Here is a 24,118-nt window from a genome sequence, read left to right as displayed (position 1 = left end):
CCCGCGGCCCTCCATTTGCTTTGAGCCCATATCCGTCGAGAACATGTCCTTGCTCGTCAAAATCTGCGGCCTGTCCACGCCCGAGACGCTCGAAACGGCGCTCGAGGCGGGTGCCGACATGGTGGGCTTTGTGTTCTTCCCGCCGTCGCCGCGGCATTTGTCGCTGGAAGCCGGCCGGGAGCTCGGCCGGCAGGTGAAGCGGCGCGCGCTCAAGGTCGCGCTCACCGTCGATGCCGACGATGCCACGCTCGACAACATCATGGACGCGCTGTCGCCGGACATTTTCCAGCTTCATGGCACGGAGAGCGTGGCCCGGCTGCGCGACATCAGGCAACGGGTCGGTCGTCCGGTGATGAAGGTCGTGCCGGTCGCAACGTCAGCGGATCTCGCCGTGCTGCCCGGTTACGCCGAGATAGCCGAACGCATCCTGTTCGATGCGCGCGCACCGAAGGACGCAACGCGGCCAGGCGGCCTCGGCGCACCATTCGATTGGCATCTGCTCGGAAACCTGGAGCTCGCGTTGCCGTATATGGTCTCGGGCGGCCTCAGCGCCGACAACGTCGCCGAAGCCGTTCGCGTCACCCGGGCCGGTGGCGTCGACGTCTCCTCCGGTGTCGAGAGCGCCCCGGGCGTGAAGGACCCCGAGATGATCAAGGCCTTCATTCGCGCCGCGCGCGCAAGCCAAGATGCAAGTCAAGAGTTGAGCGTCCGATGAATGTTGCAAAACCCAATTCCTATCGCAGCGGCCCCGACGAGCGCGGCCATTTCGGCATTTTCGGCGGACGCTTCGTTGCCGAAACCCTGATGCCGCTGATCCTCGATCTGGAGAAAGCCTACACCGAGGCCAAGGTCGACCCGGCCTTCCAGATCGAGATGAACGGCTATCTCAAGAATTATGTCGGCCGGCCCTCGCCGCTCTATTTCGCCGAGCGTCTGACCGAGCATCTGGGCGGCGCCAAGATCTACCTCAAGCGCGAAGAGCTCAACCACACCGGCTCGCACAAGGTGAACAACGTGCTCGGCCAGATCATGCTGGCGCGACGCATGGGCAAGAAGCGCATCATCGCCGAGACCGGCGCCGGCCAGCACGGTGTCGCCACCGCGACGCTGTGTGCGCGCTTCGGCCTGGAATGCATCGTCTATATGGGCGCCGTCGACGTCGAGCGGCAGCAGCCCAACGTCATCCGCATGGAGATGTTGGGCGCAACGGTCATTCCAGTGCAGTCGGGCACGCGCACGCTGAAGGATGCCATGAACGAGGCGCTGCGCGACTGGGTCACCAACGTGCACAACACCTTCTACTGCATCGGCACGGTCGCGGGTCCGCATCCCTATCCGACGCTGGTCCGCGACTTCCAGTCGATCATCGGCAACGAGACCAAGGTGCAGATGCAGGAGATCGAAGGCCGCCTGCCGGATTCGCTGGTCGCCTGTATCGGCGGCGGCTCCAACGCGATGGGCCTGTTTCATCCGTTCCTCGACGATTCCACCGTCGAGATCTTCGGCGTCGAAGCTGCGGGCCACGGGCTGACGCAACTGCATGCGGCGTCGATCGCGGGCGGTCGTCCCGGCGTGCTGCACGGCAACCGCACCTATCTCCTGATGGACGCCGACGGCCAGATCCAGGACGCGCATTCGATCTCCGCCGGGCTCGACTATCCCGGCATCGGCCCCGAGCACTCCTGGCTGCACGAGATCGGCCGCGTGAACTATCTCTCCGCGACCGACGACGAGGCCCTCGCAGCGTTCCAGTTGCTGTCAAAGCTGGAAGGCATCATCCCCGCGCTCGAGCCGGCACATGCCATCGCCAAAGTGATGGAGCTCGCGCCGAAGCGGACCAAAGATCACCTGATGGTCGTCAACCTCTCCGGCCGCGGCGACAAGGACGTCCCGCAGGTCGGCGACATCCTGAGGGGCAAGAGCAAGTGACCACGCGTATCGACACCCGTTTCGCCGAGCTGAAGAAAGCCGGCCGCTCGGCCTTCGTGACTTATGTGATGGCCGGCGATCCCGATCTCACGACGTCGCTCAATATCGTCAAGGCGTTGCCCAAGGCAGGCGCCGACGTGATCGAACTCGGTATTCCCTTCACCGATCCGATGGCGGATGGTCCCTCGATTCAGGCTGCCGGTCTGCGCGCGCTCAAGAACGGCATGACGTTGAAGAAGACGCTGGAACTGGTGCGTGATTTCCGCAAGGACGACAACGTCACGCCGCTGGTGCTGATGGGCTATTACAATCCGATCTACATCTACGGCGTCGACAAGTTTTTGGTTGATGCCAAGACGGCCGGGGTCGACGGCCTGATCATCGTCGATCTGCCACCCGAGGAAGACGAGGAGCTCTGCATTCCCGCGCTGAAGGCGGGCCTGAACTTCATTCGCCTGGCGACCCCGACCACCGACGACAAGCGCCTGCCCGCGGTGCTCGCGAACACGTCAGGCTTTGTCTACTATGTCTCTATCGCCGGCATCACCGGCGCAGCGGCGGCGGACGCCAATGCCGTTGGCGACGCGGTCGCGCGCATCAAGCGGCATACCAAGCTCCCGATATGCGTCGGTTTCGGCATCCGCACGCCGGAGGCGGCGCGCGCCATTGCCGAAAAGGCCAATGGCTCGGTAGTCGGCACCGCGCTGGTCGATGCGCTCAAGAACAGCCTCGATGCGGAAGGGCGCGCGACGGCCAAAACCGTCAACGCCGTCGCCGAGCTGACGGCGGCACTGGCCCAGGGCGTCAAGGGCGCGCAACAGGCGGCGGAATAGGCCTTAATTCCGCGGCCAAGTCCGACGAGCAAGGCGGACGATACGGCGGCTTGCCGGGCCGGGTCCCGGCCGCCATATATCCCTTCAGGTGGTCCCCAGGCGGGATCGCACATCGGAGCAAACCATGAACTGGCTTACCAATGTGGTCCGGCCGAAGATCCGCAACATGCTGCGGCGGGAGACGCCGGAGAATCTGTGGATCAAGTGCCCGGATTCCGGACAGCTCGTGTTCTACAAGGACGTCGAGGCCAACCAGTTCGTCATCCCCGGCTCGAACTATCATATGCGCATGAATGCGGTGGCGCGTCTGAAGTCGATTTTCGACAATGAGACCTGGTACGACGTCGCGCTGCCTGACGTCACGCCCGATCCGCTCAAGTTCCGTGACGAGAAGAAGTACGTCGATCGCATCAAGGATGCCCGCGCGCGGACCAATCTGAACGACGCGATCAAGGTCGGCTACGGCAAGCTCGAAGGTGCCGCCGTCGTCGTCGCGGTGCAGGATTTCGACTTCATGGGCGGCTCGCTCGGCATGGCCGCGGGCGAAGCCATCGTGCGCGGGCTCGAGCTCGCGGTCGAGAAGAAGTCACCCTTCATCGTGTTCGCCGCCAGTGGTGGCGCGCGCATGCAGGAAGGCATCTTGTCGCTGATGCAGATGCCGCGCACCACGGTCGCGGTGCAGATGCTGCGTGAAGCAAAACAGCCCTACATCGTCGTGCTGACCAACCCGACCACCGGCGGCGTCACTGCGTCCTATGCGATGCTCGGCGACGTGCAGATTGCCGAGCCCGGTGCGCTGATCGGTTTTGCCGGCGCGCGCGTGATCGAGCAGACCATCCGCGAAAAACTCCCCGAGGGGTTTCAGCGCGCCGAATACCTCAAGGAGCACGGCATGATCGACATGGTCGTGCATCGCCACGAATTGCGCCCGACCCTGGCGCGGCTCTGCCGACTGTTGACCAGGGCGCCGGCGCTTGAGACCGCGTCAAAGCCGGTGCAGCCGGTCGTCAGTCCGGCGCAGATTGTATCGGCTCCCGAAACGGCGCCGGCCGCGCCGCACGCGTGAACGCTTCCTCCGACCGCGCAAAGCCGCCGCTCGACGAATTGATCGGGCGGCTGTCGGCCCTGCACCAGAAACGCATCGATCTCGGGCTGGAGCGGATGCACCGCCTGTTCGAGCGGCTCGGTCATCCCGAGCGCAAGCTGCCGCCGGTGATCCACATCGCCGGTACCAACGGCAAGGGCTCGACGCTCGCTTATCTGCGCGCGACGCTGGAGGCAGCTAACCTGCGCGTCCACGCTTACACTTCACCCTATCTCGTTCGCATCAACGAATGCTTCCGGCTCGGCCGCGTCGGGGGCGGCGTGCTGGTCGGCGACGACGAGTTGCGCGCGGCACTGGAAGAGGTCGAGCGTGTCAATGCCGGCGAGCCGGCCACCGTGTTCGAGCTCAAGACGGCGGCTGCATTTCATCTGTTCGCGCGGAACCCGGCCGATGTGGTTCTGCTGGAGGTCGGCCTTGGCGGTCGGCTTGATTCAACCAATGTGGTTGACGCGCCGGCGGCCTGCGTGATCACGCCTGTCAGCATGGACCACATGGATTTCCTCGGTGACACCTTGACGTCGATCGCGGGCGAAAAGGCTGGGATCATCAAGCGTGGCGTGCCCGTGGTTTGCGCCGAGCAGCCGGCTGAGGCGATGGCCGTGATCGAGGCGCAGGCCAGGCGCATGCGCGCGCCGTTGTTTGCCGCGGGCGAGAGCTGGCATGTCAATGTCGAGAACGGGCGGCTGGTTTATTCCGATGAGCGCGGCTTGATGGATCTCACAGCGCCGCGCCTGTTCGGCCGGCACCAGTTCGACAATGCCGGTCTCGCCATCGCGACGTTGCGGGCCACCAACGCCTTCAAGATCAACCAGGCGGCGTTCGAGGCGGGGATCGTCGGTGCGGAATGGCCGGCGCGGATGCAGCGCATCGCTTCGGGCGAGCTGCTCGCTCTCGGCCCGCAGGGCTCGGAGATCTGGCTCGACGGCGGCCACAATGCGGAAGGCGGCCGCGTCGCGGCGGCCGCGCTCGGCGATCTCGAAGAGCGGGTGTCGCGGCCGCTGGTCGTGATCGTGGGCATGATGGCCAACAAGGACGCGAAAGGCTTTCTCGCCAATTTCGCCGGTCTGACCCGTCACATCATCGCAGTGCCGATTCCCGACACCGACAACGCGATGCCGGTCGACCGCCTTACGGATGCCGCCCGCAGCCTCGGCATGCGCGTCGAGCCCGCGCCCGGCGTGGAGGCCGCACTGCGCGCCTTGGCGAAGCTCGCCTACGAAGTGCCGCCGCGCATTCTGATCACCGGCTCGCTCTATCTCGCCGGCCACGTGCTCGCCATCAACGGCACGCCTCCTGTATAGTCTTCGCTCCATCCGAGCTACGGGAAGACCCATGCGTTTTGCCGCGATTGCCGACGTCCACGGAAATTACCTGGCGCTGGAAGCTGTGCTCGCCGACATCCGCGCGCAAGGCGTCTCCGAGATCGTCAATCTCGGCGACATGCTGAGCGGCCCGCTCGATGCGCGCCGGACCATCGAAATCCTGATGCAGCTCGATGCCGTGCACGTGCTCGGCAATCATGACCGCTATCTGCTCGACCGTCCGCCCGAGAAGATGGGCTCGTGGGATCGCCCGGCCCATGCCGCGCTCAATGCCGCGCAACTCGACTGGCTGCGCGCGCAGCCGATGACGCGCGTCTTTCGCGATCAGGTGTTCCTCTGCCACGCGACGCCCGACAATGACGAAGTCTATTGGCTCGATACCGTGCATCCCGACGGCGCGGTGGCGCTGTCGCCGCTCGATCGCATCGAGAAATTTGCGCAAGGCATCACGCAATCGCTGATCCTGTGCGCCCACACCCATCTCGCCCGTGCCGTGCGACTTCGCGACGGAAGGCTGATCGTCAATCCCGGCAGCGTGGGCGGCCCGGGCTTCCGTGACAAGCATCCGTTCCCGCATGTCGTCGAGGCCGGCACGCCGCACGCGCGCTATGCGATCCTTGAGCTAACCGATGGTGCCTGGCAGGTCACGTTCCGCCATGTGGTCTATGATCACGAGGCGATGGCCACGCTCGCTCGCCGCAACGGCCAGCCGGAGTTGGCGAACGCGCTGGCGACGGGATGGCTTGCCTAGCGGCTACGGCTACGGCTGTTTTAGCAGCTTCATCGGATCCACCGCCTTCTGCTTCAGCTGCTCGAAGCTGCATTGCCGCGGGGCCTTGTCGAGGCGCCAGCGCAGGATCGAGGTGCCGTGGCGAAAGCGGTCGCCGCTGAAATGGTCATAGCAGACCTCGATCACCAGCTTCGGCTTGAGCGGACACCACTTCGCCGAGCGCTCGGTGGACCAGCGGCTGGGGCCGCCCGGCGCGTTGCCGGTGAAGCCGGGCTCGCCGATCAATGCCTCAAGCCGATCGGTCAGGTCAGGCTTTTCCGCCGCTTTGATCGCCGAGGTGAAGCCGACATGGTGCAGGAGACCATCGTCATCGTAAAGCCCGAGCAGCAGCGAACCGACCACGCTCCGGCCGGCGATCTTGTTGGTCGCATAGCGGAAACCGCCGACCACGCAATCGGCGCTGCGGAATTTCTTGATCTTCTGCATGCCGTCGCGATTTCCCGCCTGGTAGGGCAGGTCGACGCGCTTGGCGATGACGCCGTCCGAGCCGCCGCCGGATTGCGCCAGCCACTTTTTCGCAAGGGCGTAGCTCGTCGTCGCCGGTGAGAGGCGGAAGATGCTGCTTTTCAGATTCGCCTTGGCAAACGCTTCCAGCGCCGGTCGCCGCTCCCTCAGCGGTTGCCCGGCAAGCTGCTTCTCCCTGGCCGTCGCAAGCAGATCGAAGGCGAGATAGAGCGCCGGCGTCTCCTCCGAGAGTTTCTTCACGCGGCTCGCCGCAGGGTGAATGCGTTGCAGCAGCGCGTCGAAGGAAAACCCCTTGCCGTGCGGCACGACGATCTCGCCGTCGAGGGTGAAGCGATCCGCCTTCAGCTTCAGCGCCGCGGCGACGATCTCGGGGAAATAACGCGCAAGGTCTTCACCGGATTTCGAGCGCAGATCAATGCTGCCGCCGTTGCGCGAGAGCAGGCAACGAAAGCCATCCCATTTCGGCTCGTATTGCCACTCCTTGCTGCGCGGGATCGCGTCGACCGAGCGCGCCTCCATCGCCACGAGGGGGTCCGACTTTCGCGCGCGTTTTGCGGGAGGAGGAGGCAACAGGCGGGACTCATCATACGCTGGACATGTCCCATCAACGCGAAACGGCCGACTTTCGCCGGCCGTTTCCAAAAATAATCTTGCGCGCGGCGGATCAGACCGCGGAAGTGATCCACTGCTGCAGCTTCGCCTTCGGCGCCGCGCCGACCTGGCGGGAGGCCATCTCGCCGCCCTTGAAGATCATCAGGGTCGGGATCGACATCACGCCATATTTCGACGCGGTCTTCGGGCTCTCGTCGACGTTGAGCTTCACGATCTTGACCTTGTCGCCCATCGCGCCGGCGATCTCGTCGAGCGCGGGTGCGATCATGCGGCAGGGGCCGCACCATTCGGCCCAGAAATCGACGACCACGGGGCCGTTTGCCTTGAGCACTTCGGCTTCGAAATCGGTGTCAGAAACCTTACCAACGGCCATGGGAGTACCTCGTACCTGAGAGAACGGCGCGACGGGAATCGCGCCAAGATCATGGCGTCAACCTATGAATGGCTCCTTGCCGGGTCAAGGACGCTCACACCGAGATGAAGAGATGCCAGCGCCGCGTCCAGCGCGGGAGCCGAAATCTCCATATATTCAAGGGCCTCGGTCCAAAGCAGGACGGCGCGGACAGGCTTTTGGGGATAAAGCCGCGATAGCACCGCCCGATAGAGCGCAAGCTGCCGGACATAGGCGGCGGGCGCCGCATCGGCGCTCCTGGGAGCCGCCTGATTGGTCTTGAAATCGACGATCAGGACCTCATCCGGCCGAACGACCAACCGGTCGATCTGCCCCGACACCAGCGCCCGGGCGTGGCCCGGCCGTTCCAGCCGGCCGACGATCGCGACCTCCGCCCGGCTGCCGGCCGCAAACACGGGCGCAAACCGTGGCTCGGCGATCAAGCCGAGCACCTTGTCGGCCAGCGCGGTCCGGTCGGCCTCCGCCCAATCCGCCGCGTTGCGCGCCATGAAGCCGAGCGCGGCCTCGCGTCGGCGCTCAGTGGCGATGTCGGGGAGCGATTGCAATAGCCGGTGCACCAGCGTGCCGCGTTGCAGCGCGAGCGCGCGGGACTGCACTGATTCGCCCGACTGCACGGCGCGGCCGTCCCCGGACGGCTGGCCGGAGGGGCGCACCGGATCGTCGTCGATGGTGTCGCGCGGTGCCGGCGTCCGCAGCCAGTCCGGGAGCGCGGTCGCCTGGTCCAACGAGGCCGCGGGCGTGCCCAGCGCCACGACATCCTCCGGTCGGGAGAAGCGCGTCGCCTTTCCCAGCGGCGTCTCGATCGTCTCTTTCGTCAGGCCCGAGCCGGCGAGCCCGGTGTCGACCAGATCGTACCAGCTCAGCTTGCGAACCGTCTTCATGTTGCCGGGCATGCAGCCGCCGACGATGAGCCGGTCGGCGGCGCGCGTCATCGCGACGTAGAGCAGGCGGCGATATTCGTCCTCGGTCTCCTCGAGCATCGCCTTGCGCGCCTCGACGACGGGTTTGGGATCATCCGCCTTGCGTCCGGCCCAGACCACCACCTCGCCGCCATTGCCGCGCGGGACATGGATCAGCCGCAGCCGCTGCGAATCCGCTGGCGACGATGTAGTGTCGACCATGAACACGACCGAGGCCTCCAGGCCCTTGGCGCCGTGCACGGTCATCACCCGCACCTCATCGCGGGAGATCTCCATGTCGCGCTTCACCTCGGTATCGGCCGAGCGCAGCCAGGCCATGAAACCCTGCAGCGAGGCGGGCGCCTTGCGCTCGTAGTTCAGCGCCAGCTCCAGGAACTCATCGAGCGCGTCATTGGCCTCATGACCGAGCCGGCGCAGCATGCGCGCGCGTCCGCCGTCTCCCCCGAGCAACCAGGCGTAAAAGGCGAACGGCGTCTCCTCGCGCGCCCGCGTTTCGCAGGCTTCGAGGCCTCGCAACGCCGCAGCGAATGTCTCGCTTGTCGTGGCATGCTCGCCAAGCGCGCGGCGCAGCGATCCCTTGCGGTCATGGGCCAGCTGGAACAGATCGTCGTCATCGAGCCCGAACAGCGGGCTCTTCAGCGCGACCGCGAGCGCGAGATCGTCCTGCGGCAGCAGCAGCGCATCGGCAAGGTTCATCAGGTCGATGATTCCGATGTGCTCGGTGAGCTTGAGCCGATCGGCGCCCGCGACCGGAACGTTGGCATGCTTCAGCGCCTGGATCACGGCATCGAACGCATTGCCGCGCCGGCGCACCAGGATCAGCATGTCGCCATAGCGCAAGGGACGCCGCTCGCCTTCGTGCCCGGTCAGCGTGCCGCTCTCGACCAGCCGCTTGATCTCGGTTTGGATCCGGCGCGCGAGCTTCACCTCGGGGCTGGTGGCGGCGACGCCGTCGAACGGCGCGCGCCAGCCCTCGATTTCCTGCCTGTCGTCGGCTTCCGCAAGGTCCCACAGCTCGATCACGCTGGGGCCGGCATCGCCGAGTGCATTGTGCAGGGGATGACCGGTCTCGAGCGAATGGATGCTCTTGTAGATCGCGGGCTCGCGGAAGACGTGGTCGACCGAATGCAGGATCGCGGCGCCGGAGCGGAACGAATAGGTGAAGGCGACCGGATCGAATTTCAGTCCGGCCGCCGTGAACTTGCGGTGCAGTTCGCGCCGGCGTGCATCGAATTCCCGGGGCTGGGCGCCCTGGAACGAGAAGATCGACTGCTTCTCGTCGCCGACAGCGAAGACGGTGCGGTTCAGGCCCTCGCGCGCACCTTCGCCGGCGGTGAACTCCGAGATGATGTGCGCGACGATGTCCCACTGCCGCGGACTTGTGTCCTGGGCTTCGTCGATCAGCACGTGATCGACGCCGCGGTCGAGCTTGTAATGCACCCAGCCCGAGGAAACGCGATCGAGCATCGCCAGCGACTTGTCGATGAGGTCGTCATAGTCAAGCAGCCCGCGCTCCTGCTTCTCGCGGCGGTAGTTTGCGGCAGCCGCGGTCGCGATATGCAGCAGGGCCGCGGTGCGGTCGCGCATGGTCACCGCACGGCGCGTCTCGACCAATCCGGCGACGCGCTGCGCCTCGTTCTCGAACAGGCGGGCGACGGACGGGTTGTGATCGCAAAACTTCTTGGTCAGCACCGCCTTGCGCGGCAGCTTTTCGTCGGTGAGGAAAACGCTGAGATAGGCATCGACCTGCGCGGCGCCGGAAAAGACCTTTGCCTCGCGAAGCCGGCAGGCCTGGTCGTTGTCGGACTTGCTGCCGTCCTCCAGCGCAAAGGCGATCTCGTTCCAGCGCGATCGCGGCAGGAACGGACCGTCGACAATCTCCGTCTCGACGTCCTCGATGCGATCGTTCGCGTCCACCCCCAGCGCCGCTGCCATCTGCACGGCAGCCAGCTCCGCGCTGCCGGCTTCATCGGTCCAGGCCATGAAGTGATCGCGGCTCAGGCAAGCCTCGCGCACCACCTCCTTGAAGGTGACATCGGCGGCGCTCGCCATCGCGGTCAGCAGCGCGCGGCCGGTCACGCTGTCTGGGTCGCGCGCGGCCTCCAGCAGCACCTTCAGATTGGCGCGTTCCATCATGTCGGTCTGGTCGCGCTCGTCGATCACGGCGAAGCGCGCGGGGACATTGGCCTCGAACGGAAACTGCTGGAGCAAACGCGTGCACAGCGCGTGGATGGTCTGCACCTTGAGCCCGCCCGGCGTCTCCAGCGCACAGGCGAACAGCTTTCGTGCGTCGCGCCGCAATTTTGCAGTGGGATGCGGGATGCCGACCGCGCGGATCGCCGCATCGAGTGCCGTGTCGTCGAGCGTCACCCAATGCCCGAGCGTGGTGAACACGCGCTCGGCCATGTTGGCGGCAGCCGCCTTGGTGAAGGTAATGCAGAGGATCTTTTCCGGCGGCACGCCCGCGAGCAGCAGGCGGATCACGCGCTGCACCAGCACATGCGTCTTGCCCGAGCCGGCATTGGCCGACACGAAGGCCGACGCGGACGGGTCCGATGCGCGCGCTTGCCTGGCGCGCACCTCATCCGGGATGGGGCGCGGTGCCTTCACCATTCCTCGATCCCCAATCCACCGGCCGCGGACCATTCCTTGATCCGGGCGAGATCGTCATAGGCGCCGTAGCGATTGGTCCACATCGGCAGGTTCAACGAGGTATAGGGCTGGTTCTCGTCCTCGAAGGCGCGGATCAGCGCCTCGAGCTTGGCCCTGGCCTCGGCAGCCGCGGTGTCCGGCGGCTGCGGCTCGTCGCCCTGCTTGAACTTGAGTTCGAGAATGCGTTCTTCGCCCGGCGGATTGTTGCCGCTCAGGCGAACATAGACGAGCTGGCTCACGGACGCGCCGGCATCGATGTCGGGAAAACCACCCTCGCGCAGGATCGCGGCTTCCAGCGTGAGCTGCGGCGACAGGCCCATGCGGACCTGCTTGCCGGTCGGTGGCTGGCCGGTCTTGTAGTCGAGGATGGCGTAGCCGCCGCCCCGGCGCCGTTCGATGCGGTCGGCGCGCGCGGAGAGACGGAAGCTGCGCCCATGGTCGAGCGGGATCGAGATCTCGCCGCGAGTTTCCGCGGCGATCGCCTCGATCGCGTCGCGCCGCGCCGTCTCCCATTCGCCGAACCAGCGTGCGATGCGCTGGAAGCGCGGCCACCACAGCGCCCGCGCCTCGGGTCGCTCCATCAGCCGCTCAAAGTATTTTTCGCCGATCGCGCGCAGCACGCGCGCCGGATCGTCGGGCAGATCGGTGGCGTAGCGTTCCGTGAACTCTCCGAGCGCATCGTGGATCGCCGAGCCGCGGTCGGCGGCCGACAGCGGCATGTCGACGGGATCGAGCGCGTCGAGCCGCAAAATGTGTTTTGCGTAGATCGTATAGGGATCGCGCAGCCAGTCCTCGATCCCAGTCACAGACATCCTGAGCGGCCGGGTCGCGCGTGGCGGTCGCGGCTCGGGCTGCTTGATCGGCCTCACCTCGTCGGGCTGGTCCAGCGCGGCTGCGAACTGCACGTATTTCTCGCCCGCGCGAATCGCGGCCTTCCAGTGCGCATCGCCCGCGACCGCCTCCAACCGGTGCAGGAAGCGCGAGGCAACCGCCGGGGCACCGCCAGCCTTGGCGGAGTGGGTGAGGATGACCTCGTCGCCGCCCAGCAGTTGCGCAAAATCATGCGCGGAGAGGCCGATACGGCGTTCCGGCAGATCGAGGCCCAGCTGGTGCCGCATCGGCCGGCTCAGCCACGGATCGATGCGCGGCGCCGGTGGCCAGACCCCCTCGATCAGCCCGCCGATGATGATGCGGTCGGCCTGCATCAGGCGTGATTCCAGCGGTCCGTAGATCTGGAGCCGCGCGCCTGGCCTGTCCCGCCGCCGCACCGCGCGATCGCTGAACGCGGTCTGGAACACGTCTGCGTAGTCGGGCAGCGTGACCATCAGTCCGCTGGTCGTGCCGCCGCGCAGGAGATCGTCGAAGGCGCTCGCGAGCGCGAGGCCCTCGCGGTCCTCGAAGGCCACGGAAATGCCCTGCTCGTCGCGCGACAGCTCGATCATGATCTCGCGATGCCGATGCGCGAGTTCGGCGAAGTCATACGGTTTTGATGACGCAAGACTCTCGATCGGCGCCAAGGCTTGTCGTAAGGCATCGATCAGCGCCTGGATGCGATCGAGGTCTTCCGCCTTGAGACGTGCGCGCGGCTCGGCCTTATGCAGCGCGGAGACTTCGCTGCGCCACAGCTTGGCCAGCTCCTCGCGAAAGCGATTGAATTCGCGCAAGAGGCCGGCGGTGCCTGCAGGCGGGCGCGTGCCGCGCAACAAGGCGAGCTCCAGGCCTTCGATCGCAGCCTTCCATGCGCCAGGGGCCCGGCCGAGCCGGCATAGCGGATGCTTCAACATTGCGAGCAGCGTCGGCGGCTCCAGTCCCTTGGTCGCAGCCTCAGCTGTCAGTCGGGCAAAGACGCCGGCGGAGGTTTCCATCAGGACGTCGCCGCCGGAATCGTCGAATGCGAGATCCCACCGGGTCAGCGCGGCCATCACCCGCCGCGCCAGGGCGCGATCGGGCGTGACAAGTGCGGCGGATTTGTCGAGGTGCCGCGCCTCGCGCATCGCAATGGCGATGGCGAGCGCTTCCATTTCAGGGTTGGGAGCTTCGACAACCGCGAGGTTCTTCATACCGCCGGTGATCTTTAAGGCCACATCCGGCTGCTTCAACCGATCGTGCCAGATCTCGGTCTTGGCCGATGGCCGCATCGATTCGGAGGCGAGCAGATCGCGACCGCCTTCCGCCGGAGGCTTGAGGATATCGACGTCGCTGCGCTTGATGCCAAAGCGATCCAGCAGCGCGTGCATGGCATATTGCGGATGGTTCGAGACCGGATGCTCCGCGAACTTGCCGAGCGCATCGCGGACGCCGCCGATGCTGCGCCAGGCATCGTCATCGAGATCAGTGTCGAGGCCGGGCAGCACCACGGCGCCATGCGGCAGCGAAGCGACTGCGTGGAGAAATCTTGCCGTGGCCGGCATCGAGCCGGTCGAACCGGCCGCGATCACGGGGCCATGGCGATGCACGGTCAGCCGCCTGGCTTCGGCATTGATCAGGAGGTCGCGGCGGGCAGCGGGTTCGATGCGTTTGATTTCGGCGAGATGACCGGGCCAGGCGATGCGCGCGATGCGCAGGAATTCGAGCGAATGCTGCCAGTAGCGGTCGAGCATATCGGGCACGAGGCCATCGAGCGCGCTCCAGTCGACGCCGCGCGTGACCATGTCGTCGATCAGCCGCGCGAGATCGGACGCCAGTGCCAGCGTCGACGCGGGGCCGCCGACGACCAGCGGAGACAGCACCGGACCCTTGGCCCAGGCCGCGACGAGTTGCGCCAGTGTCAGCCGCCGTTCGAGCTCGCCGAGCCGCGGCGGAATGTCGAGCGGCGTTGCGCCGGAAAACTGTTCGCCCTCATCGGCGAAAGCGAGCTCATCCTCGTCGATGTCGCCGAGCGCGACGATCCGCGGCAGCACGACAGCCTCCGCCTTCATCTCGTCGAGGAAGATCTCGCGGACGACGCGCATGGCGCGCCGTGTCGGCAGGTACAGCGTGGCATCCGCCAGCCGTGCCGGCTCCTTGCGTGCCTCAAAGCCCTCGACCAGCCGGCCGTCGAGCAAGCCTGAGACGACGGTGCGCAGGAACGGAACTGAGATGGGAACGCTGAAAACGCGCATGAGCTGCCTGATTCGGGAATCAGGCGCCAATATAGGGAGGCGGAGTCAAATGGTCATGGGCGGAGGTGGGATAGTCCCCGCTGTTTGCCGGACCAGAACAGGTGCCGTAGGGGACAATGGCGCAGCCCTACGCCACGCTCTCCAGAAACGCCTCTTCCGCCGCGTGCACGGCATCAGGCGTGCCGACATGCATCCAGACGCCGTCGAGGCGAAGGCCGAACAGCCGCTCCTGCTCGTTGGCACGATCGAACATCTTGGTCAGCGAGAACTCGCCCGCGGGGGCATCGGCGAAGATCGACGGCGACAAAATCGCAGCGCCGGCATAGACGAACGGAACGACCTCTTTTTCCTTGCGCTTGCGCAGGGCACCGTCGGCCAGCATGCCGTAATCGCCGCGGCCGCTATAGCCGATGCTGGTCGCCGTCGGCGCCATCAGCAGCAAAATGTCCATCCGCGCGGGATCAAAGTTTTCGGCGAGCCGCGTCAGGTTGGAGCGTACGCCGTCGATCCACAGCGTGTCGGAATTGACGTGAAAGAACGGTGCGTCCCCGAGCAGCGGCAGTGCCTTGACCACGCCGCCGCCGGTGCCGAGCACCTGGTCGCGCTCGTCCGAGATGGTCACGCGCGGATGCTGGCGGGATGCGGTGTGATCGATGATCTGGTCCGGCAGGTAATGCACGTTGACCACCGCCTCGCTCACGCCGGCCCGACCGAGCTTGTCGAGCACATGGTCGAGCAGCGGCTGGCCGGCCACCGGAACCATCGGTTTCGGCATCTTGTCCGTCAACGGACGCATGCGCAGGCCGAACCCTGCGGCGAGCACCATGGCTTTGGTCGGTTTGACGGGCATCCTTCGCTTTCTCAGACCTACTGATCTCGCGTTCGCAGCAATCCTAACATGAGGTTCGACCGACCGCACCGCGTCTTAACCGCCTTAACCACCTGCCGTGACGCTTGTACGACAGGTGTTGCCGTTACGCCCCGATGGACGTTGACCGCGCCTTTTTCTTCTTGTCACCGAGCTTGAGAAAGTTGACGCCGATCTGGTCACCATTCACCCAGGCGAGCTCGCAGCGTCGGTACGCAAGTCCGGTGGACGACAGCAGCAGAAAAAACTCCTTCAGATGCAGGCCTTCGACTGAGCCGTCGATGGTCAATTTGGCGCCGCTGTCGGAGACGTCCTCCATGGTGCAATCGCGCCGCCAGGTGCCGTCGATACCCATCATCTGGGCCGCGATCCCGCGCTCGAAAACAACCCGGCTGTTGCCGCGCTGGTCCGTCTTCACCGCCATCTGCCCTGCTCCAGCCCCGTAATCATCCGGCTGCTCCGCCGCCAGGTTACCGGCGTCTTGGCTAACAGCCGGTAAATCGAGCCCTGAATCAGCCTTTTCAGCCCCTACTAGCCTTTTCCGCCTTGGGCCTCAGCCTTGGGCCGGGCCTTGGGCCTGCCTTTGGGGCGGCGGGACGTTGGCGAGATACCAGTCGCGCAGATGGGCGAGCGTGGGATGCGCCAGGGAGCGCTGGAGATAGGTCCAGATCCGCGGCTGGTGACGCAGATAATGCGGCTTGCCGTCGCGGCGGTTGAGGCGGGCAAAGGTGCCGAGCAGACGCGTGTTCCGCTGCGCCGACATGATGGCGTAGAGCTCGGCGAAGCCGGCCGCATCGAAGCTCGCCTCGCTGGCGCGGCGCGCCTTGATGTAGCGCGACAGCAGCGTCAGCTCGATCGCCTCGGGCACGTCGATGCGGGCGTCCTGGAGCAGCGACACCACGTCGTAGGATTGCGGCCCCAGCACGGTGTCCTGGAAATCGATCACGCCGACGCGTTCGATGCCGGTGCGATTGCTGAGCCAGATCAGATTCGGCGAGTGATAATCGCGGATGATCCAGGTCTTCGGCGCGGCCTGCGCCTTCTGCAGCAACTCGCGCCACATGGCGAAAAATTCGGCGCGCTTCGCGTCGTCCAGCGGCGCGTTGCGATCAGGCAGGTACCATTCCGGCATCAAGCCGATTTCGATCAGCAGCGCCTCGATATCGAAGACGGGAATGGCGTAGGTCTGCCGCCCGAGCGGCAGCGTTTGCGGCAGCGTCTTGCCGTGCAGCACGGCCAGCAGATCGGCCGCGGCTTCGTAGCGTTCGGCGATCGGGCGCGGCGGATCGCCCTCGATCACGCCTTCGGTGCCGAAGTCTTCGCTGATCAGGAACCCGTGGTCGAGGTCGGAATGATGGATCGCGGGCGCCGAGATTCCCTGCGCGCGCAGGCCCTCGTCGATGGCGACGAAGGGTTTGATGTTTTCGGCGAGATGCACCGCGGCGCTGTAGGATTTTCCGTTGTACATCGCAGCACCATCGGGGCGCTGCGGCGAATTCATGAGGATGACGATCTCGTCGTCGCGCTGCAGCCGCGCATAGGAGCGCGTCGAGGCGTCGCCCGCCATGCGTTTGCGCGTTGCCTCCATGTAGCCGGATGCATCGAGGAATTCGCGCAGCGCCTGCAGCCGCGCGACGATGGCGGCAGCCTTGCCATGGCCGGTGATGTCGGCGGCGCGTGCATTCGAGCCCAGCGCCGGCCGGTGCGTCAGCGCGATGTCGATGCGGTCTTGAGGCATCGCCGACGGCGCGCGCTCCGGCCATTCGATCAGGACGAGGGTTGCTTCCGGCAGCGGCGACAGCCCGATCTCTTCGAGCTCGCTCTCGTCCTCGACGCGGTAGAGGTCGGCATGCATCACCGGGAACGGTGGCAGCTCGTAGCCCTGCACCAGCGTGAAGGTCGGGCTCGGCACTTCCAGTGCATCGTCGCCGGCGAGGTAGCGGATCATGGCCCGCGCCGCCGCGGTCTTGCCGGCCCCGAGATCGCCGGTGAGCGTGATGACATCGCCGGGGCCGACCAGCAGCGCGAGGTCGGCCACTAGTTGCGCAGTGGCTGTCTCGTTGCGGAGCGCGACGGCGAATGTGGTTGGCGCAGTCATTCGGCGGCGTCGCGATGCGCCGCCTGGTCGGTCGGGAAGTCACAGATCACGACCGTGCCCCTGCCCACGATCGAATCCACCCGGATATTGCCGCCATGCAACTCGACGAAGGAGCGCACCAGCGACAGGCCGAGCCCGGCGCCGCGATGACGCGAGCCTTGCGAGCGGCTCTCGAACCAGTTGAACACCTTGTCCTTCATGTCGGCAGGTATTCCAGGCCCGGAATCTGTCACAGTGAAGACCACACTGCGTTCGGTGCGGCGGGCGCTGATGCCGACGGTGGAATCCGGTGGAGAAAACCCGACGGCGTTGGCGAGGAGATTATAGAGCACCTGCACCACGCGCTTCTCGTCGCCGGTGAAGCTGCCGACATCGGGCGCGATCTCGACCTTGAGGCGGATGCGGTCGGTGGCGAGCCGGTCCTGAAGACCCTCGGCGGCGAGCTCGATGGTCTTGCTGACGTCGACCGGGCCGAGTTCCAGCTTCATGGCACCGGCGTCGATGGTGGCGAGATCCAGGATGTTGTTGGTCAGCGCCAGCAGCGCATTGGTCGATTTGGTGACGTAGTCGAGATATTCGGCCTGTTTCGGGGTCAGCGGCCCGGTCGAGGGATCGCTGAGGAAATGCGCAAAGCCGATGATGGTGGTGAGCGGCGAGCGCAGCTCGTAGGAGACGTGGTGGACGAAATCCACCTTCATCTGGTCGGCCGCCTCCAGCGCCTCGTTGCGCTCGCGCAGAGCGCGCTCGACGTTCTCGGTGTCGGTGATGTCCTGGAACGTCAGCATCGTGGCGCCGTCGTGCAGCGGCCGGATCATGCCGTCGAGCACGCTGCCGTCCTTGCGCTCAAGCTTCAGCGGAATGTCGGCGCGGCTCTCGATCGAGGTGACGGCCTCGCGGATCTGCCGCCAAACGATCGCGTCGTCGAACAGCTGATGGCACCAGCCCTCGACCGTCTGGATGTGCGGCTCGTCGCGCATGGCGTCAGCGGACAGCTTCCACATCCGGACGAACGCCGGGTTGAACAGCTGCGCCCTGCCATTGCTGCCGAACACCGCAACGCCCTCGGCGAGGCTATCCAGCGTCTCACGCTGGACCCGGATCATGCCGTCGAAGCGGCGGGCGAGCTCCAGGCTCTCGGTGACGTCGTCGAACAGATAGGTGACGCCGCCCTCGGGATTCGGCGTGGTGACGACGGAGAGCGCGCGCCCATCGGGCAGATACCAGGTGTCCTTGGCGGCCTCGACCGCCCGATAAGCCTCGTGCAGCTTGGCCTTCCAGGCGCGGAAGTCCGGCTGCTCCGGCAATTTGCGCGCGGCGCGAAGCTTGTCGAGCACGCTGGAATCATCGGGGTTGGCGTCGAGAAAGGTGCGGTCGAGGTCCCACAGCTGGCGGTAGGAATCATTGTAGAAGGCAAGCCGGCGCTGGCCATCGAACACGGCAACGCCCGAGGAGAGCTGGTCCAGCGTACGGCGATGCGCCTCCGCCATCCGCACCAGCGCCGAGCTCAAGGCATCCGCCTCGCTGGCATCGATGGCAACGCCGACATTGCCGCCACCGACATTGACGGCGCGCACATCATAGATGCGCCGCTCGCCGCCGATCACGATCGGCAGCCGCGAGGTGAAATTGGCCGCTTCCTTCAGTCCCCGCTCCATCGCGGTGCGGTCGGCGCTGTCGAGCAGCTCGAGCTTGCGCTCCTGGGCGTCGGTGATGCTCGCCGCCTCGGTCGCACGGACATAGGCGGGATTGGCATAAGCCAGCGCGCCGTTCTCGCCCTTGGCCCAGATCGGCCAGGGGGCGGCGGTCGCGAAGCCGCGCAACATCTCCGTCTCGTCGGAAAGTGCCTTGTAACGCAGATTGGTCTCGGCCAGATCGCGGCGGAGCCCCGAGAGTTCGCGAATCCTGACGATGGCTTGGCCACCGATGGCGCGGCCGATGGCCTCCAGCGTGTGGCCATGCGCGGTGGTGAGCGTCAGCTGGAACCCGTCGCCGCGGTCGCGCAGCGCATCGACGGCGTGATCCATCTGCAGCGCCGGTTCCGGCGGCAACCAGGTTCCAAACGCGAGCACGCGCTGCGGAGAGGAGTCGCGCGGCAGCACCATGGAGATGTCACCGGAGATCTGCGCGCGATTGTCGCCGGCCGGCCAAGAGATCAGGATCTGCGGCTCGGCGAACAGCAATGCGCCGAAGCGGTCGGCCTGGAGCTGGAGTTCCCCGATCCGGGCGCGCAGCCGCGCCTCGTTCTTCGCCGTGCGCACGCGCGTGCGCATCAGGAGGATCGCGGCGACCACCGAGAAGCCGAGCAAGGCCAGCGCGGTGGCCAGCACCGCGAGCTCCTGCCGGTTGAAATCCAGCAACGTTGAGAGTGTGTCGACGAGGTCGGCGGCCTCAGCCGGCGCAGCCGGCAGCAGCGCCGCGAGAGCGCTTCCCAACAAGCCGTTGCGCACCAGCGATGTGCACGACAGCAGCGTCCGACGCATCGACACGATCACGCCTGACATAGTTGCCCCAAGATCGCACGAATTTGCGCGCGGCGACCCCCGTCGCGCGCGAATCAAACGACAATACCCTCACCGTGACTCCACCGGTAAGAGTCCAGATCGTGAACGCAACGGCGGTCCCAAAAAAATGCCGAAGGCGGTGTTCCAATTCGCGTAATTCCTCGGGTGATTCGGTGTGTTAGCGGCCGGTCGAGCCGAATCCGCTGGTCCCGCGATCGGTCGCGGACAATGTCGACACGGGAACCAGCGCGGCCTGCACCATTGGCGCAATCACCATCTGCGCGATGCGCTCGCCGCGCTTGACCACGAAGGCGGTCTGGCCGTGGTTGATCAGGATCACCTTGATCTCGCCGCGATAGTCCGCGTCGATCGTGCCCGGTGAGTTCAGCACGGTGACGCCGTGCTTGGCCGCAAGCCCGGAGCGCGGCCGCACCTGCGCCTCGTAGCCGGGCGGCAACGCGATCGCGAGTCCCGTCGGCACCAGCGCGTATTGGCCGGACGCGAGCGTCAGCGGCTCGTTCTCGGGCACCGCCGCCATCAGGTCGAGACCGGCGGCATCATTGGTCTGATAGGCCGGCAGCGGCAGCCCCTCCGCATGGGGCAGGCGTTGCAGTTCGACGGTGACTTTGGTGCTCAAGATGCGGGCTCCCGGGATTTGCCGGTCACGCTCTTTGCGATATGCGCGACCAATCGAATGGCGACCTGTTCCTTGGTCATCGCCGGCCAGGAATCAACTGCAATGTCGCCATCCTTCTCATCGTTCTTCTCACCGCTCTTGCTGATGAGGTGCACGGTGTTGCGGTCTCCGCCCATCACCCCGGTTGCGGGGGAGACGTCGTTGGCGACAATCCAGTCGCAGCCCTTGCGGGCAAGCTTCGACTTGGCGTTGTCGATGAGGTGCTCGGTCTCGGCGGCAAAGCCGATCACCAGTGGCGGCCGCTGGTCGGTCAGCTTGGAGATCGTCGCGAGGATGTCGGGGTTTTCGACCAGCTGGAGCGGCGGCATGCCGGCCGAAGTCTTCTTCAGCTTCTGCTCGCCTTCATTGGCGACCCGCCAGTCGGCGACGGCGGCGGCGAAGATCGCGATGTCAGCGGGGAGCGCGGCCTGCACCTGCTCCAGCATCTGCCGTGCCGATTCCACATGCTTGACTGTCACGCCCTGGGGATCGCTGAGATCGACCGGGCCGCTGACCAGGATTACCTCGGCGCCCGCGGCCTGTGCCGCGGCGGCGATCGCAAAGCCCTGCTTACCGGAGGATCGGTTGGCGATGTAGCGCACCGGATCGATCGGCTCGTGGGTCGGACCAGCCGTGATCAGCACGCGCTTGCCGGCGAGGGGGCGCGGCAACGGCGGCCGCAGCAGTCGCTCGGTGGCAGCCGCAATTTCGATCGCCTCGGACATGCGACCGATGCCGGCTTCACCGGCTTCCGCCATCTCGCCGGAATTCGGCCCGATCAGCATCACGCCGTCGCGTTGAAGTTGCGCGACGTTGCGCCGCGTCGCCGCGTTGTTCCACATCAGCGGGTTCATCGCCGGCGCGAGCAGGACCTTGCGGTTGGTCGCAAGCAGGATGGCGCTGGCGAGATCGTCGGCATGGCCGTTGGCCATCTTGGCCATCAAATCCGCGGTCGCAGGCGCCACCACGATCAGGTCGCACTCGCGCGCCAGCCGGATATGACCGGCGTCGAACTCGCTCTCGGGATCGAACAGGTCGGTGTGGACGCGCTCATGCGAGAGCGCGCTCACGGCCAATGCCGTGACGAATTGTTGCGCCGCCTTGGTCAGCACGCAGCGGACCTCGATCCGCCGCTCCTTGAGCCTGCGGATCAGGTCGAGCGATTTGTAGGCCGCGATCCCGCCGCCGATGATCAGGGTGACGTTGGCCTCGGGGAGGGCGCCGCTGCGCTGGGGCGTGGGGGTGGCGGAAGCCGCGGGCGGCGCCGTGAACGGCGTCAGGGGCTCCTCGCGGCCCTCGATCAGCTCGCCGAGGATGACCCGGACCTCTTCCTCGACCGACCTGCGGTTCCTGGCCGAGCGCAGCCTAAGGTAAGTTTTGATGCCTTCATCGAGCTTGCGAATGGTCAGGCTCGCCATGACACCCCTCCAGCACAAATGATGGCGATGCTATCATTCGCATGATTGCACTGCAATCAAAGATTCCGGACGGCGATCAGGATGCCGATGAAGGTCGCGGCGATGATCCAGAGCGCCACGGTGCGCCAACGGTTCTTGCGGCCTTCGCTGCGGCCCATCGCCGCGATGCTCTCCGGCGACAGCCGGATGCCCTCCCGGGTCATGGTCTCCAGCTGTTCGAGCACCGTAACCGAGCGCGCGGCGATATCAGGCAGGCGCATCAGGATGCGCGCGAGATCGCCGGTGCCGGAGATCGCGCCCTGGACCCGGCCGATCGGACCGAGATTGCGCTCGATCCATTCCCGCACCACGGGGTCGGCGACCTTCCAGATGTCGAGCTTGGGATCGAAGCCGCGTGCCACGCCCTCGACCACCACCATTGTTTTCTGGAGCAGGATCAGCTCGGGCCGCGTGGTCATGTCGAACAGGCCGGTGACCTCGAGCAGCAGCGTCAGCAGCCGCGCCATCGAGATCTCTTCCGCCGTGCGGTTATGAATGGGCTCGCCGATGGCGCGGATCGCTTGCGCGAAGTTCTCGACCGAGTGATGCGCCGGGACGTAGCCTGCCTCGAAATGCACTTCCGCGACACGACGATAGTCGCGGGTGATGAAGCCGAGCAGGATTTCGGCAAGGAAGCGCCGCTCCTTCATGCCGAGCCGGCCCATGATGCCGAAATCAACCGCGACGAGGCGACCGGCGTCATCCAGGAACAGATTGCCCGGATGCATGTCGGCGTGGAAGAAGCCGTCGCGCAGCGCGTGGCGCAGGAAACTCTGAATCACCTTGCGGCCGAGATCGGGCAGGTCGACCTGCGACTCGGCCAGGCGCTTGTGATCGTTCAGCGCGATGCCGTCGATCCACTCCATCGTCAGCACGTTGTGCGTGGTGCGGTCCCAGTCCACGGTCGGTACGCGGAAATCAGGATCGTCGCGCGTGTTCTCCGCCATCTCCGACAGCGCCGCGGCCTCGAGGCGCAGGTCCATCTCCATCGCGACCGAGCGCGACATGGTGTTGATGACCTCGATGAGACGCAGGCGCCGCGCCTCGGACGAATAGGACTCGGCCTTGTATGCGACGAAGAAGAAGTCGGAGAGGTCGCGGCGGAAGCGTGCGGCCACGTTGGGGCGCAGCACTTTCACGGCGACCGCCTTGCGGATGCCATCGCGCAAGACTTCGCCGCGATGCACCTGTGCGATCGAGGCCGCTGCGACCGGCGCACTGAGGCTCGCGAATACGTCCGTCAGCGGACGCTCCAGCGACGTCGCGATCACGGCTTCCGCTTCGACTTGCGAAAACGGCGGCAGGCGATCCTGCAGGCTTTCCAGATCGCGCGCCATGGCAACGCCGACCACATCGGGGCGCGTCGCCAGAAATTGCCCGAGCTTGAGATAGGCCGGGCCCATCCGGGTCAGCGCGCGCGACAGCCGAGGCCCGTCCTTAGGGCCGCCCCGTTCGACGATGCGCGCAAGCTTCAGCGCGAGCTGTCCGGGCGGCGGCACCAGGCTGGGATCGACGGCGCCGAACACGCCCTCGCGCGCGAAAACGAACGCGGCGCGCATCAGGCGCGCACTATGGGTTATGGCAGAGATCACAAACGCCAGCCCGAATGCAGTGCGACGATGCCGCCGGACAATATCTGCCAGTTCACGCGGGCGAAGCCGGCATTACGGATCATATCGGCGAAGGCGTTGGGTCTTGGGAACTTGCGGATCGACTCGACCAAATATTGGTAGGACTCGGCGTCACCCGTGATCATGCGGCCGAGCGGCGGGATGACCTTGAACGAGAACAGGTCATAAAGACGATCGAGTCCGGGCATCTCGACGGTGGAGAATTCCAGACAGAGGAAGCGGCTGCCTGGCTTGAGCACGCGATAGGCCTCGGCCAGCGCGAGATCGATCCGAGGCACGTTGCGAATGCCGAAAGCGATCGTATATGCGTCGAAGCTGCGGTCGGCGAAGGAGAGCGCTTCCGCATTGCCCTCGACGAAATCGACCTGGGTCTTGAGATGCCGCTTTGCGGCGCGCTCGCGGCCTACCTCCAGCATCCCGGAATTGATGTCGCAGACGGTGGCATGGAAGCCGGGGCCTGCGGCCTTGGCGGCGCGGAACGAGATGTCGCCGGTGCCGCCGGCAACGTCGAGCAGCGCGAACCGCCGGTCGCCTCGCGGCGGGTCGAGCGCGGTGATCATGATGTCCTTCCAGACCCGATGCAGGCCACCGGACATCAAATCGTTCATCAAATCATAGCGCGACGCCACGCTGTGAAACACATCGTTCACCAGCGTCTGCTTGTCGCCCAGGGGGACGTCCCTGAAGCCAAAATGCGTGGTTTCGCCCGGCCGATCCATTACTCTACTCCACGAGGCGGACCATAG

At 65.9% G+C, this 24,118-nt stretch carries 18 protein-coding genes; 6 read left to right on the top strand and 12 right to left on the bottom strand.

Annotated elements, in window-relative coordinates; translation table 11 throughout:
• The first annotated feature begins 43 nt into the window (after window positions 1–43).
• The 6 genes from IVB54_RS38940 to IVB54_RS38915 all read left to right on the top strand — a co-directional run bounded on the left by IVB54_RS38940 (window position 44) and on the right by IVB54_RS38915 (window position 5,940).
• Entirely contained in the window at window positions 44–715 is a 672-nt protein-coding gene (locus IVB54_RS38940) for a phosphoribosylanthranilate isomerase (RefSeq protein ID WP_018455762.1), read from the top strand.
• On the top strand, window positions 712–1,929 hold the full coding sequence (trpB, locus tag IVB54_RS38935) for a tryptophan synthase subunit beta (RefSeq protein ID WP_018455763.1): 1,218 nt from the start codon (window positions 712–714) through the stop codon (window positions 1,927–1,929). Before IVB54_RS38940 ends, trpB begins: the two co-directional genes overlap by 4 nt.
• Window positions 1,926–2,762 carry a tryptophan synthase subunit alpha gene (gene trpA, locus IVB54_RS38930; protein WP_018455764.1) on the top strand — a complete coding sequence of 279 codons (837 nt, stop codon included), beginning with the start codon at window positions 1,926–1,928 and terminating at the stop codon, window positions 2,760–2,762. The genes trpB and trpA overlap by 4 nt, the downstream gene beginning before the upstream one ends.
• A gap of 124 nt (window positions 2,763–2,886) precedes the next feature.
• On the top strand, window positions 2,887–3,828 hold the full coding sequence (gene accD / locus IVB54_RS38925) for an acetyl-CoA carboxylase, carboxyltransferase subunit beta (RefSeq protein WP_018455765.1): 942 nt from the start codon (window positions 2,887–2,889) through the stop codon (window positions 3,826–3,828).
• Window positions 3,825–5,168: a folylpolyglutamate synthase/dihydrofolate synthase family protein gene (locus IVB54_RS38920; protein ID WP_204513029.1), complete on the top strand. Its 1,344-nt coding sequence runs from the start codon at window positions 3,825–3,827 to the stop codon at window positions 5,166–5,168. The genes accD and IVB54_RS38920 overlap by 4 nt, the downstream gene beginning before the upstream one ends.
• Before the next feature lie 31 nt (window positions 5,169–5,199).
• On the top strand, window positions 5,200–5,940 hold the full coding sequence (locus IVB54_RS38915) for a metallophosphoesterase family protein (protein ID WP_083926409.1): 741 nt from the start codon (window positions 5,200–5,202) through the stop codon (window positions 5,938–5,940).
• Between the two features lie 9 nt (window positions 5,941–5,949).
• Here the strand turns inward: IVB54_RS38915 and IVB54_RS38910 are convergent, their stop codons facing one another.
• From IVB54_RS38910 to ubiE, 12 genes are all read right to left on the bottom strand, one after another.
• Window positions 5,950–6,963, bottom strand: coding sequence for an ATP-dependent DNA ligase (locus IVB54_RS38910; RefSeq protein WP_247777570.1), 1,014 nt, complete (start codon window positions 6,961–6,963; stop codon window positions 5,950–5,952).
• Window positions 6,964–7,108: 145 nt separating this feature from the next.
• A complete protein-coding gene (gene trxA / locus IVB54_RS38905) occupies window positions 7,109–7,429 on the bottom strand; it encodes a thioredoxin (protein WP_007598398.1) in 321 nt (106 codons plus the stop codon).
• A 62-nt stretch (window positions 7,430–7,491) separates the two neighbouring features.
• Entirely contained in the window at window positions 7,492–11,001 is a 3,510-nt protein-coding gene (gene addA, locus IVB54_RS38900) for a double-strand break repair helicase AddA (RefSeq protein ID WP_247364368.1), read from the bottom strand.
• On the bottom strand, window positions 10,995–14,141 hold the full coding sequence (gene addB, locus IVB54_RS38895) for a double-strand break repair protein AddB (protein WP_247777011.1): 3,147 nt from the start codon (window positions 14,139–14,141) through the stop codon (window positions 10,995–10,997). Before addB ends, addA begins: the two co-directional genes overlap by 7 nt.
• Window positions 14,142–14,268: 127 nt before the next feature.
• Entirely contained in the window at window positions 14,269–14,991 is a 723-nt protein-coding gene (locus IVB54_RS38890) for a nucleotidyltransferase family protein (RefSeq protein ID WP_018455770.1), read from the bottom strand.
• A 124-nt stretch (window positions 14,992–15,115) separates the two neighbouring features.
• Window positions 15,116–15,433 (bottom strand): PilZ domain-containing protein, encoded by a 318-nt coding sequence (locus IVB54_RS38885; protein ID WP_018455771.1) that lies wholly within the window; start codon window positions 15,431–15,433, stop codon window positions 15,116–15,118.
• A 129-nt stretch (window positions 15,434–15,562) separates the two neighbouring features.
• The gene (locus IVB54_RS38880) at window positions 15,563–17,107 is read right to left on the bottom strand and encodes a bifunctional tRNA (adenosine(37)-N6)-threonylcarbamoyltransferase complex ATPase subunit type 1 TsaE/phosphotransferase (protein ID WP_018455772.1); all 1,545 of its coding nucleotides are present in this window, start codon (window positions 17,105–17,107) and stop codon (window positions 15,563–15,565) included.
• A complete protein-coding gene (locus tag IVB54_RS38875; RefSeq protein ID WP_018455773.1) occupies window positions 17,104–19,608 on the bottom strand; it encodes a PAS domain-containing sensor histidine kinase in 2,505 nt (834 codons plus the stop codon). The genes IVB54_RS38880 and IVB54_RS38875 overlap by 4 nt, the downstream gene beginning before the upstream one ends.
• A 178-nt stretch (window positions 19,609–19,786) precedes the next feature.
• A complete protein-coding gene (gene dut / locus IVB54_RS38870) occupies window positions 19,787–20,245 on the bottom strand; it encodes a dUTP diphosphatase (protein WP_018455774.1) in 459 nt (152 codons plus the stop codon).
• Window positions 20,242–21,702 (bottom strand): bifunctional phosphopantothenoylcysteine decarboxylase/phosphopantothenate--cysteine ligase CoaBC, encoded by a 1,461-nt coding sequence (gene coaBC, locus IVB54_RS38865; RefSeq protein ID WP_018455775.1) that lies wholly within the window; start codon window positions 21,700–21,702, stop codon window positions 20,242–20,244. The genes dut and coaBC overlap by 4 nt, the downstream gene beginning before the upstream one ends.
• A gap of 56 nt (window positions 21,703–21,758) precedes the next feature.
• Window positions 21,759–23,333 carry a 2-polyprenylphenol 6-hydroxylase gene (gene ubiB / locus IVB54_RS38860; protein ID WP_026233022.1) on the bottom strand — a complete coding sequence of 525 codons (1,575 nt, stop codon included), beginning with the start codon at window positions 23,331–23,333 and terminating at the stop codon, window positions 21,759–21,761.
• A complete protein-coding gene (gene ubiE, locus IVB54_RS38855) occupies window positions 23,330–24,091 on the bottom strand; it encodes a bifunctional demethylmenaquinone methyltransferase/2-methoxy-6-polyprenyl-1,4-benzoquinol methylase UbiE (RefSeq protein ID WP_247295877.1) in 762 nt (253 codons plus the stop codon). The genes ubiB and ubiE overlap by 4 nt, the downstream gene beginning before the upstream one ends.
• Between the last annotated feature and the right edge of the window lie 27 nt (window positions 24,092–24,118).

The sequence above is a fragment of the Bradyrhizobium sp. CW1 genome, assembly GCF_023100665.1.
In the GTDB taxonomy this organism is placed as follows: Bacteria; Pseudomonadota; Alphaproteobacteria; order Rhizobiales; family Xanthobacteraceae; genus Bradyrhizobium; species Bradyrhizobium canariense_D.
Note: the sequence above shows the minus strand (reverse complement) of the source record. Positions and strands in the feature narration are given on the sequence as shown.

Coding starts and splice junctions, on each gene's coding strand:
- addB (WP_247777011.1), bottom strand. CDS start 14,141: ATGCGCGTTTTCAGCGTTCCCATCTCAGTTCCGTTCCTGCGCACCGTC.
- coaBC (WP_018455775.1), bottom strand. CDS start 21,702: ATGGCGAGCCTGACCATTCGCAAGCTCGATGAAGGCATCAAAACTTAC.
- IVB54_RS38885 (WP_018455771.1), bottom strand. CDS start 15,433: ATGGCGGTGAAGACGGACCAGCGCGGCAACAGCCGGGTTGTTTTCGAG.
- IVB54_RS38910 (WP_247777570.1), bottom strand. CDS start 6,963: ATGGAGGCGCGCTCGGTCGACGCGATCCCGCGCAGCAAGGAGTGGCAA.
- IVB54_RS38915 (WP_083926409.1), top strand. CDS start 5,200: ATGCGTTTTGCCGCGATTGCCGACGTCCACGGAAATTACCTGGCGCTG.
- accD (WP_018455765.1), top strand. CDS start 2,887: ATGAACTGGCTTACCAATGTGGTCCGGCCGAAGATCCGCAACATGCTG.
- IVB54_RS38880 (WP_018455772.1), bottom strand. CDS start 17,107: ATGACTGCGCCAACCACATTCGCCGTCGCGCTCCGCAACGAGACAGCC.
- trxA (WP_007598398.1), bottom strand. CDS start 7,429: ATGGCCGTTGGTAAGGTTTCTGACACCGATTTCGAAGCCGAAGTGCTC.
- IVB54_RS38890 (WP_018455770.1), bottom strand. CDS start 14,991: ATGCCCGTCAAACCGACCAAAGCCATGGTGCTCGCCGCAGGGTTCGGC.
- ubiE (WP_247295877.1), bottom strand. CDS start 24,091: ATGGATCGGCCGGGCGAAACCACGCATTTTGGCTTCAGGGACGTCCCC.
- addA (WP_247364368.1), bottom strand. CDS start 11,001: ATGGTGAAGGCACCGCGCCCCATCCCGGATGAGGTGCGCGCCAGGCAA.
- IVB54_RS38875 (WP_018455773.1), bottom strand. CDS start 19,608: ATGTCAGGCGTGATCGTGTCGATGCGTCGGACGCTGCTGTCGTGCACA.
- IVB54_RS38940 (WP_018455762.1), top strand. CDS start 44: ATGTCCTTGCTCGTCAAAATCTGCGGCCTGTCCACGCCCGAGACGCTC.
- trpB (WP_018455763.1), top strand. CDS start 712: ATGAATGTTGCAAAACCCAATTCCTATCGCAGCGGCCCCGACGAGCGC.